This is a genomic window from Burkholderia ambifaria AMMD, from assembly GCF_000203915.1.
GTDB lineage: Bacteria > Pseudomonadota > Gammaproteobacteria > Burkholderiales > Burkholderiaceae > Burkholderia > Burkholderia ambifaria.
The window spans coordinates 3,473,152-3,485,852 of record NC_008390.1 but is presented as its reverse complement, the minus strand read 5'-3'; the positions used below and the strand labels follow the sequence as shown (position 1 = coordinate 3,485,852).

General features: G+C 64.3%; 1 protein-coding gene. It reads left to right on the top strand.

Translation table 11 applies throughout. From position 1 onward, the window contains the following. Positions 1–25 precede the first annotated feature (25 nt). Positions 26–12,643, top strand: coding sequence for a YadA-like family protein (locus tag BAMB_RS33055; protein WP_050812311.1), 12,618 nt, complete (start codon positions 26–28; stop codon positions 12,641–12,643). Positions 12,644–12,701: the final 58 nt, after the last annotated feature.

The following is a 12,701-nucleotide window of genomic DNA, read 5'->3' as shown; positions in this document are numbered from 1 at the left end:
AGCCGCCGCGCTTGTCGTTGCCTCCATGGGGTCTGCGTACGCGGACGAAGTCGACGCGGCAGATCCGGTGCTCGATGATCCGACCCATCTGACCGACGTCAAGCAGGAAGATCAGAAGACGCTCAAGCGCAGTGGTCTTGATACGCGCGTAGTCGTGCCCGACAACAGCGCATACGTGAAGATCAATGCGAAGGGCGATGGCACGGATAACGCGTCGGCGACGGGCGACAACTCGATCGCGATCGGCGCCAGCGCCAGCACGCGCCCGGCTACGTCGGGTCTCGGCGGTGCGGTGGCGATCGGCAACAAGGCGACCGCGGCTGGCAACAACGTCGCATTCGGCGCCAATGCATCGGCACTCGGAGAGGAAGGCGCGATTGCGCTGGGTACCGGGGCCAATGCGGGCGGCAAGTCGTCGATCGCGCTCGGCAACGAGGCACAGGCGACCGGTTGGGGCGCCTATGCGCTGGGGCGCAAGGCGAAGGCGGCGGCGGAATCATCGCTTGCGATCGGTGATTCGTCGATGGCGACGCGGGCCGGCACGATGGCGATTGGCTCGCAGGCTGCCGCAGCCGCGGAAAATGCGATCGCGATCGGCCAGAGCGCAGCGGCGCGTGGCGCCGACTCGCTGGCACTCGGTTCGTATTCGGAAGCAGACCGCGACAATACGGTATCGGTCGGTACCGCCGGTTTCGAGCGTCAGATCGTCAACGTCGGGCGCGGCACGCAGGCGACCGATGCCGTCAACATTGCGCAGCTCAAGGACGTGACCGCCACGCTGGGCGGTAACGCTGCCGTCGACGCGACCGGCAACATCAAGAAACCGGCGTACACGATTGGCACCAAGACCTACGACAACGTCGGCGACGCGCTACTGGCGGCGTCCGAATCCGGCGGCGGCTCCGCAAACGCGGTGGAGTACGACTCCACCACGAAGAACTCGGTCACCCTCGGCGGCACTGGTTCGGCCGCGGTCAAACTTACCAACGTGCGTGCGGCCACGTTGGCGGCGAACAGCACGGACGCCGTCAATGGTGCGCAACTGTTTGCGACCAACAACCGCGTGACCAATGTCGAGCAGTCGCTGAAGGATAGCGGCGTGATCGATCCGTCGACCGGCGAGTCGCTCGCGGTCGTGTACAACGATGCGACGAAGAGCACCGTTGCGCTGGGCGGCACGGGCGGTACGGTCGTCACGAACGTGAAGGCGGGCAAGGTCGCATCGGCCAGCAAGGACGCCGTGAACGGCGGCCAGCTGTATGACGTGTCGTCGAGCGTCGCGTCCGCACTCGGTGGCCAAACGATCGTCAATGCGGACGGCACCCTTTCGAAGCCGACCTACAAGGTCGGCGACAAGACTTTCAACAACGTCGGGGACGCGCTTCAGGCCGCGGCCGCCTCGGGTGGCGGCGCCGGCGGCGAGGACGCGAACGCCGTGCACTATGACGGCGCGGGCAAGACGAGCGTGACGCTGGGCGGCGCGGGTGCATCGAATCCGGTTTCGCTGAAGAACGTCGCGACGGGCCAGGCCGCCACCGACGCTGTCAACGTAGCCCAGCTCCAAAGCGGCATGAGCGACGTCAAGGACGAGATCAAGAAGGATCTCGGCGACGGCACGCTCAACATGAAGTACATCAAGGTCAATGCCGCCGGCATGCAGGCCAATGCGCTCGGCAAGAACAGCGTGGCGATCGGCTCGCAAGCGAATGCGACGAACGTCGATACGCTGGCGATCGGTTCGGGCGCCCGGGCATCGGGCGTGAACTCAATCGCGATCGGCGTCAACTCGGTTGCCGCGGACGCCAATACCGTGTCGATAGGTGACGTGGGTGCGACGCGCCGGATCGTCAATGTCAGCGATGGCGTCGATGACACCGATGCCGTCAACATGAAGCAACTGACCAATGTGATGCATTCCGCCAATACGAAGCTCGACGCGAAGATGACGCGGATGGTGCGTGACGTCGAATCGAAGCCGGGGAGCTTCGTCGCGGTCGAAGGGTTGGGTGCGGACGGCAGCTCGCCGAACATTGCATCGATGAACGGTCGCGATCCGACCATGGGCACGGCTGCTGCCATCGGCGTGGCGAGTGGTGCTGGCGGGCTCAACGCGATCGCGGTTGGTTTGCAGGCGGTCGCGAGTTCGGACCACTCGGTGGCGATCGGCAGTATTGCCCAGACGGGAGTCGATCAGCCGTATTCGGTCGCGATGGGCAGCATGGTTACGACGAATGGTGCCGGCGCGCTGGCAATCGGTTCTCGCGCGAAGGCCAATGCCGATAACGCGGTGGCGGTCGGCAACAACGGCGTGGCAGCTGTGGGCAAGAGCTCGATCGCGATCGGCGACAAGGCGATGACGGCGGCGGGTACCGTGAACAGCGTCGCGATGGGCAAGTCTGCCAACGTCGCGCAAAACGTCACGGATGCCATTGCACTGGGTGCCAACGCGAGTGTGGCGTCGGGCAATAACGGCGGCATCGCACTGGGCGCCAATTCTGTCGCCGATCGCGGCAATGCGCTCTCCGTGGGGTCGAATTCGCTCCAGCGCCAGATCGTCAACGTCGCAAAGGGTACTAAAAACAACGACGCGGTGAACGTGAGCCAGTTGACGGGCGTGACGAATGCGCTCGGCGGCGGCGCGGGCATCGGCACCGATGGCAACATCACGGCACCGACGTACAAGGTCGGCGACACGACGTACAACAACGTCGGCGACGCGCTGGACGCGATGGCGAAGAACGGCGGCTCCGACCCGAACGCCGTGTCTTACGACAGCGCGACGAAGGACAAGGTGACGCTGGCCGGTGGCGCGACGGGTACGACGCTGTCGAACGTGAAGGCCGGTACGGCGGACATGGACGCGGTGAACGTGTCGCAGCTTAAATCGTCGGGCCTGATCGGTGAAGATGGCAAGTCACTTGCTGCAATCACTTACGACAAGAACACCGATGGCACGCCGAACTACAAGTCGGCCACGCTGGCAGGCGAAGGCGGCACGACGCTGACGAACGTGAAGGCCGGTGCACTGTCGGCGACGAGCACGGACGCGGTGAACGGCTCGCAACTGTTCGCGACGAACGAGAACCTCGGCAACCTGAAGGACACGCTGACCGATGGCGGCGTCATCGACAAGACGACGGGCGAATCGTTGGCGGTGGTGTACGACAGCACGACGAAGGACAAGGTGACGCTGGCCGGTGGCAAGACGGGCACGACGCTGTCGAACGTGAAGGCCGGTACGGCCGACATGGATGCGGTGAACGTGTCGCAGCTGAAGTCGTCAGGCCTCGTTGGTGAGGACGGTAAGTCGCGTGCTGCAGTGACGTACGACAAGAACACGGACGGCACGCCGAACTACAAGTCGGCGACGCTGGCGGGCGAAGGCGGCACGACGCTGACGAACGTGAAGGCCGGCGCGCTGTCGGCGACGAGCACGGACGCGGTGAACGGCTCGCAACTGTTCGCGACGAACGAGAACCTCGGCAACCTGAAGGACACGCTGACGGATGGCGGCGTCATCGACAAGACGACGGGCGAATCGCTGGCGGTGGTGTACGACAGCACGACGAAGGACAAGGTGACGCTGGCCGGCGGCAAGACCGGGACGACGCTGTCGAACGTGAAGGCCGGTACGGCCGACATGGACGCGGTGAACGTGTCGCAGCTGAAGTCGTCGGGCCTGATCGATGGTGACGGCAAGTCGATTGCCGCGGTGACGTACGACAAGAAGACGGATGGCACGCCGAACTACAACTCGGTGACGCTGGGCGGCGGTAAGTCGACGGGCCCGGTGACGCTGTCGAACGTTGCACAGGGCAAGGCCAACACCGACGCGGTGAACGTCGAGCAATTGACGAAAGCGATCAGCGACGTGGAAGGCGGCATGAACCCGCTGGCCGTGTCTTACGACAGCGTGACGAAGGACAAGGTGACGCTGGCCGGTGGCACGACGGGCACGACGCTGACGAACGTGAAGGCCGGTGCGCTGTCAGCGACGAGCACGGACGCGGTGAACGGCTCGCAACTGTTCGCGACGAACGAGAACCTCGGCAACCTGAAGGACACGCTGACGGATGGCGGCGTGATCGACAAGACGACGGGCGAATCGCTGGCGGTGGTGTACGACAGCACGACGAAGGACAAGGTGACGCTGGCTGGCACGACGGGTACGACGCTGTCGAACGTGAAGGCTGGTACGGCCGACATGGATGCGGTGAACGTATCGCAGCTGAAGTCGTCGGGCCTGATCGATGGTGACGGCAAGTCGATTGCCGCGGTGACGTACGACAAGAAGACGGACGGCACGCCGAACTACAACTCGGTGACGCTGGGCGGTGGTAAGTCGACGGGCCCGGTGACGCTGTCGAACGTTGCACAGGGCAAGGCCGGCACGGATGCGGTGAACGTCGATCAGCTGACGAAAGCGATCGGCGACGTGGAAGGCGGCATGAACCCGCTGGCCGTGTCTTACGACAGCGTGACGAAGGACAAGGTGACGCTGGCCGGTGGCACGACGGGCACGACGCTGACGAACGTCGCGGCGGGCAAGGTGAGCGCGGACAGCAAGGACGCGGTCAACGGCTCGCAGCTGCACGGTACGGCGCAGAGCGTGGCGGACGCGCTGGGTGGTGGCTCCGCAGTGGACGAAAACGGCAAGCTGAAGGCGCCGACGTACACGCTGGCCGATCCGGCGGACGATACGAAGAAGGTCGATTACCACACGGTAGGCGATGCGCTGGAGAACCTGGACGGTCGAGTGGCAAGCAACACGGGCGACATCACGCACATCAAGAACCAGTTCACGAACACGGGCCTGGTGGATGCGGATGGCGACACGCGTGCCGCGGTGACGTACGACAAGAACAAGGACGGCACGCCGAACTACCAATCGGCAACACTGGCGGGTAAGAGTGGCACGAAGCTGACGAACGTGGCGGCCGGTACGGCTGACCTGGACGCGGTGAACGTATCGCAACTGAAGTCGTCGGGCCTCGTTGGTGAGGACGGTAAGTCGCGTGCTGCAGTGACGTACGACAAGAACACCGATGGCACGCCGAACTACAAGTCGGCGACGCTGGCGGGCGACGGCGGCACGACGCTGACGAACGTGAAGGCCGGTGCACTGTCGGCGACGAGCACGGACGCGGTGAACGGTTCGCAACTGTTCGCGACGAACGAGAACCTCGGCAACCTGAAGGACACGCTGACGGATGGCGGCGTGATCGACAAGACGACGGGCGAATCGCTGGCGGTGGTGTACGACAGCACGACGAAGGACAAGGTGACGCTGGCTGGCGGCAAGACCGGGACGACGCTGTCGAACGTGAAGGCTGGTACGGCCGACATGGATGCGGTGAACGTGTCGCAGCTGAAGTCGTCGGGCCTCGTGGGTGAAGACGGCAAGTCGCGTGCTGCAATCACTTACGACAAGAACACCGATGGCACGCCGAACTACAAGTCGGCGACGCTGGCGGGCGAAGGCGGCACGACGCTGACGAACGTGAAGGCCGGTGCACTGTCGGCGACGAGCACGGACGCGGTGAACGGCTCGCAACTGTTCGCGACGAACGAGAACCTCGGCAACCTGAAGGACACGCTGACGGATGGCGGCGTGATCGACAAGACGACGGGCGAATCGCTGGCGGTGGTGTACGACAGCACGACGAAGGACAAGGTGACGCTGGCCGGCGGCAAGACCGGGACGACGCTGTCGAACGTGAAGGCTGGTACGGCCGACATGGACGCGGTGAACGTGTCGCAGCTCAAGTCGTCGGGCCTCGTTGGTGAGGACGGCAAGTCGCTCGCTGCAATCACGTACGACAAGAACACGGACGGCACGCCGAACTACAAGTCGGCCACGCTGGCGGGCGACGGCGGCACGACGCTGACGAACGTGAAGGCCGGTGCACTGTCGGCGACGAGCACGGACGCGGTGAACGGCTCGCAACTGTTCGCGACGAACGAGAACCTCGGCAACCTGAAGGACACGCTGACGGATGGCGGCGTCATCGACAAGACGACGGGCGAATCGCTGGCGGTGGTGTACGACAGCACGACGAAGGACAAGGTGACGCTGGCCGGCGGCAAGACCGGGACGACGCTGTCGAACGTGAAGGCTGGTACGGCCGACATGGACGCGGTGAACGTGTCGCAGCTGAAGTCGTCGGGCCTCGTTGGTGAGGACGGCAAGTCGCTCGCTGCAATCACGTACGACAAGAACACGGACGGCACGCCGAACTACAAGTCGGCGACGCTGGCGGGCGACGGCGGCACGACGCTGACGAACGTGAAGGCCGGCGCGCTGTCGGCGACGAGCACGGACGCGGTGAACGGTTCGCAACTGTTCGCGACGAACGAGAACCTCGGCAACCTGAAGGACACGCTGACGGATGGCGGCGTCATCGACAAGACGACGGGCGAATCGCTGGCGGTGGTGTACGACAGCACGACGAAGGACAAGGTGACGCTGGCCGGTGGCAAGACGGGCACGACGCTGTCGAACGTGAAGGCCGGTACGGCCGACATGGATGCGGTGAACGTGTCGCAGCTGAAGTCGTCGGGCTTGATCGATGGTGACGGCAAGTCGATTGCCGCGGTGACGTACGACAAGAAGACGGACGGCACGCCGAACTACAACTCGGTGACGCTGGGCGGCGGTAAGTCGACGGGCCCGGTGACGCTGTCGAACGTGGCCAAGGGTCAGGCGGGCACGGACGCGGTGAACGTCGATCAACTGACGGACGCACTTCGCGACGTGGAAGGCGGCCTGAACCCGCTGGCCGTGGCCTACGACACCGCGAAGAAGGACAAGGTGACGCTGGCAGGCGAGGGCGGTACGAAGCTGTCGAACGTGAAGGCTGGTACGGCTGACCAGGACGCGGTGAACGTGTCGCAGCTGAAGTCGTCGGGCCTCGTTGGCGAGGACGGCAAGTCGCTCGCTGCCATCACGTACGACAAGAACGCGGACGGCACGCCGAAGTACACGTCGGCGACGCTGGCAGGCGAAGGCGGTACGACGTTGTCGAACGTGAAGGCTGGTACGAAGGACATGGACGCGGTGAACGTGTCGCAGCTGAAGTCGTCGGGTCTGGTCGATGGTGACGGCAAGTCGCGTGCTGCAATCACGTACGACAAGAACGCGGACGGCACGCCGAAGTACACGTCGGCGACGCTGGCCGGTGTTGGCGGCACGAAGCTGTCGAACGTTGCAGACGGCACGGAGGACAAGGACGCGGTGAACGTATCGCAACTGAAGTCGACGGGCCTGATCGGTGAAGACGGCAAGTCGCGTGCTGCAGTGACGTACGACAAGAACGCGGACGGCACGCCGAAGTACACGTCGGCGACGCTGGCAGGCGAAGGCGGTACGACGTTGTCGAACGTGAAGGCTGGTACGAAGGACATGGACGCGGTGAACGTGTCGCAGCTGAAGTCGTCGGGTCTGGTCGATGGTGACGGCAAGTCGCGTGCTGCAATCACGTACGACAAGAACGCGGACGGCACGCCGAAGTACACGTCGGCGACGCTGGCCGGTGTTGGCGGCACGAAGCTGTCGAACGTTGCAGACGGCACGGAGGACAAGGACGCGGTGAACGTATCGCAACTGAAGTCGACGGGCCTGATCGGTGAAGACGGCAAGTCGCGTGCTGCAGTGACGTACGACAAGAACGCGGACGGCACGCCGAAGTACACGTCGGCGACGCTGGCAGGCGAAGGCGGTACGACGTTGTCGAACGTGAAGGCTGGTACGAAGGACATGGACGCGGTAAACGTGTCGCAGCTGAAGTCGACGGGCCTGATCGATGGTGACGGCAAGTCGCGCGCTGCAATCACGTACGACAAGAACGCGGACGGCACGCCGAAGTACACGTCGGCCACGCTGGCCGGTGTTGGCGGCACGACGCTGTCGAACGTTGCAGACGGCAAGGAAGACAAGGACGCGGTGAACGTGTCGCAACTGAAGTCGACGGGCCTGATCGGCGAAGACGGCAAGTCGCGCGCTGCCATCACGTACGACAAGAATGCGGACGGCACGCCGAAGTACACGTCGGCGACGCTGGCAGGCGAAGGCGGTACGACGTTGTCGAACGTGAAGGCTGGTACGAAGGACATGGACGCGGTGAACGTGTCGCAGCTGAAGTCGACGGGCCTGATCGATGGTGACGGTAAGTCGCGTGCTGCAATCACGTACGACAAGAACGCGGACGGCACGCCGAAGTACACGTCGGCGACGCTGGCCGGTGTTGGCGGCACAAAGCTGTCGAACGTTGCAGACGGCAAGGAGGACAAGGACGCGGTGAACGTATCGCAGCTGAAGTCGTCGGGCCTGATCGGCGAAGACGGCAAGTCGATTGCCGCGGTCACGTACGACAAAAATACGGACGGCACGGCGAACCACGAGTCGGTGACGCTCGCGGGCAAGGCGGGCACGAAGCTGACGAACGTGAAGGCGGCCGAACTGTCGGCGACGAGCATGGACGCGGTGAACGGCTCGCAGCTGTTCGCGACGAACGAGAGCCTGGGCAACCTGAAGGACGCGCTGACGGATGGTGGTGTCATCGACGAAAAGACGGGCGAATCGCTGGCGGTGGTGTACGACAGCACGTCGAAGGACAAGGTGACGCTGGCCGGCGGCAAGACGGGCACGACGCTGTCGAACGTGAAGGCCGGTACGGCCGACCTGGACGCGGTGAACGTGTCGCAGTTGAAGTCGTCGGGTCTGATTGACGAAGACGGCAAGTCGATTGCCGCGGTGACGTACGACCGTAACACCGACGGCACGCCGAACTACAACTCGGTGACGCTGGGCGGCGGTAAGTCGACGGGCCCGGTGACGCTGTCGAACGTTGCACAGGGCAAGGCCGGCACAGACGCAGTAAACGTCGACCAGTTGAACAATCTGGAAGACTCGCTGGTCAACGGTGCGATCAAGCTCAAGTACATCAAGGTCAACTCGGAAGGTCGCGAGGCAATTGCGAGAGGTCCCGAGAGCGTCGCGATTGGTGCGAACGCGTGGGCAACCAGGCCGCAAGCGATGGCATTGGGGTCGGGTTCGCGCGCGAACGGTGTCAACTCGGTGGCAATCGGCTACAACTCCGTCGCCGACGACGACAACACCGTTGCGGTGGGTAACGTCGGTGAAGAGCGCCGTGTCGTTCACCTCGCCGCTGGTGTCGACGACACCGATGCCGTCAACATGAGGCAACTGACCGATGCGATGCATTCCGCCAATACGAAGCTCGACGCGAAGATGACGCGGATGGTGCGTGACGTCGAATCGAAGCCGGGCAGCTTCGTCGCGGTCGAAGGGTTGGGCGCGGACGGCAGCATGACGAACATTGCATCGATGAACGGTCGCAATCCGAACATGGGCACGGCCGCCGCCATTGGCGTCGGGAGTGGCGCCAGCGGGATCAATTCGATCGCGGTCGGGCTGCAGGCGGTCTCGAATTCGGATCACTCGGTGGCGATCGGCAGTATTGCGCAGACCGGGGTTGATCAACCGTATGCGGTCGCGATGGGCAGCATGGTCACGACGAACGGCGCAGGCGCGTTGGCAATCGGTTCCCGAGCAAAAGCCAACGCCGATAACGCGGTGGCGGTCGGCAACAACGGCGTGGTAGCCGTGGGTAAGAGCTCGATCGCGATCGGCGACAAGGCGATGACGAACGCGGGCACCGTGAACAGCATCGCTATCGGTACGAATGCGAACGTGCAACAGAACGTGGCCGACGCCATCGCGCTCGGGGCGAACTCGCAGGCGCTGTCCTCGAACAGCGTCGCGTTGGGTGCCAACTCGATCGCGAATCGTGCGAATGCGCTGTCGATCGGCAAGGCAGGCGCCGAACGGCAGATCGTCAATGTCGCGAAGGGCACGCAGGACACCGATGCAGTCAGCCTCGCGCAGCTCAAGGGCCTCGCGGACGTGGTTGCCGGCGGTACGGGCTTCGACAAGAACGGCGACGTGACCGCACCGACGTACACGATCGACGGCAAGGAGTACCACAACGTCAACGACGCGCTGCAGGCTGCGGCGAAGAGTGGCGGTGATGGCAGCAGCGGCACGGATCCGAATGCGGTGGCCTATGACGGCGAGCTGAAGGACAAGGTGACGCTGGCCGGCCAGAACGGTACGACGCTGTCGAACGTTGCGGCAGGCAAGGCCGACACGGACGCAGTGAACGTGTCGCAACTGAAGTCGTCGGGCCTCGTTGGTGAGGACGGTAAGTCGCGTGCTGCAGTGACGTACGACAAGAACACGGACGGCACGCCGAACTACAAGTCGGCAACGTTGGCAGGCGAAGGCGGCACGACGCTGACGAACGTGAAGGCCGGTGCGCTGTCGGCGACGAGCACGGACGCGGTGAACGGCTCGCAACTGTTCGCGACGAACGAGAACCTCGGCAACCTGAAGGACTCCCTGACGGATGGCGGCGTGATCGACAAGACGACGGGCGAATCGCTGGCAGTGGTGTACGACAGCGCGTCGAAGGACAAGCTGACGCTGGCCGGCGGCCAGACGGGTACGACGCTGTCGAACGTGAAGGCTGGTACGGCCGACATGGACGCGGTGAACGTGTCGCAACTGAAGTCGTCGGGCCTGATCGGCGAGAACGGCAAGGCGCTTGCAGCCGTGACCTACGATACGCACACCGACGGCACCACGAACTTCGCTTCGGTGACGTTCGGTGGCATGAACGCCGGCGTCCCCGTCGCGCTGCATAACGTTGCTGCCGGCAAGGTATCGACTGATGCAGTCAACGTGTCGCAGTTGAAGGGCGTGACCGACATCATCGGCGGTGGTGCGGGCATTGATGCGGACGGCAAGGTTACCTCGCCGGTCTACAACGTCGACGGCAAGGATTATGTGTCGGTCGGCGATGCCATCAAGGCGCTGGAGCAGCGTGAGGGCGGCACCGGCAACGGTACGAACCCGAACGCGGTCGTCTATGACGACGCCACCAAGGCAGCGGTGACGTTGGCTGGCGCGAAGGGCACGGTGCTTCGTAACGTCGCGGACGGCTCGCTTGCCGAGTTCAGCACCGAGGCTGTCAACGGCGGTCAGGTGAATTTCCTCGCGTCGAGCATCGCGGATAGTCTCGGCGGCGGTGCGAAGTTCGACCCGGTGACCGGCGACATCTCGGCGCCGACGTATGAACTGACTGCGGCGGATGGCTTGACGAACACGTACGACAACGTCGGCGACGCGTTCAAGCACGTCGACGAGCGCGTGTCGACGCACACGAAGCAGATCGACACGCTGGAGAAGGGTGTCGCGAATGCGGTTCAGTACGACGACGCAACGCATGCCGCTGTCACGTTCGGTGGCGCAGGCGCGGCGCCCGTCATGCTGAAGAACGTCGCGGACGGTGTCGACGAGACCGATGCGGTCAACGTGCGACAACTGCGCTCGGCCGGCCTGGTCGGTGAAGACGGCAAGCTGCAGTCGGCGGTCGTCTACGACAAGAACGCGGACGGCACGACGAACTACGGTTCGGTGACGCTCGGCGGTGTCGGCGCGGCTACTCCGGTCGCCCTGCACAACGTGGCGGCCGGCAAGGCTGCGACGGATGCGGTGAACGTCAGCCAGTTGAGTGGCGTGACCGATGCGCTCGGCGGCGGTGCGAAGATCGACGAGGAAACCGGCAAGGTCGTCGCGCCGACCTACGACGTGGGGGGCAACACCTTCCACAACGCAGGCGACGCACTGACGAACATCGACAACCGGGTCACGCAGATCCAGGACAACCTTGGTGAGGCCACGAAGCTGGTCGGCGCTGTCGCATACGACAAGAACGGCGACGGCACCGTGAATTTCAACACGGTGACGCTGGGCAACGGCTTGTCGACGGGACCGGTAGTGCTGACGAACGTCGCGGACGGCAAGAGCCAGTACGACGCCGTGAACTACGGTCAGTTCTCGAAGCTGGAAGGGCGTGTCAGCAATATCGACGAACGTCTGAACACTGTGACCACACCTGGCGGCAACAACAGCGGTAACGACGGTGGGTCCGGCAGCAACCTGATCGGTGGAACGGGCGGTAGCGGCAAGGACAGCGCCGAGATCGTCGCCGCGAAACCGGGCAACGGCAACGGCAACATCGCTGTCGGCTCCGGCTCGCAGATCGTCGATGGCAAGAACAACGCCGCGGCAATCGGTGCCGGTTCGAAGGTGTCGGCCGACAACGGCACGGCGCTTGGCCAGGGTGCGTCGGTGTCGTCCGGTGCGGACAACTCGGTTGCGCTGGGCCAGGGCTCGCAGGCGACCGAGGCCAACACCGTGTCGGTCGGCTCTGACGGCCACGAGCGCCGGATCGTCAACGTCGCGGACGGGGTGAAGGCCACGGATGCCGTCAGCAAGGGGCAGTTCGACCGTGCACTCGGCGGTATGCAAGGCCAGATCAACGACATCTCGCGTAATGCCTATTCCGGTATCGCGATGGCCACGGCGCTGACGATGATTCCGGGCGTCGATCCGGGCAAGGCGCTGTCGTTCGGTATCGGTGGCGGCTCGTACAAGGGCTATCAGGCAGTCGCGCTGGGCGGTGAAGCGCGCATCACGGAGAACCTGAAGATGCGCGCCGGCGTCGGCCTCAGCAGCGGCGGCAATACCTACGGTGTGGGCGCGTCGTATCAGTGGTAAGGCGGTTGACGCGGGCCGTTCGGCCCGCGTCGTCACCTGATGCGTGGCAGGCGGGCAC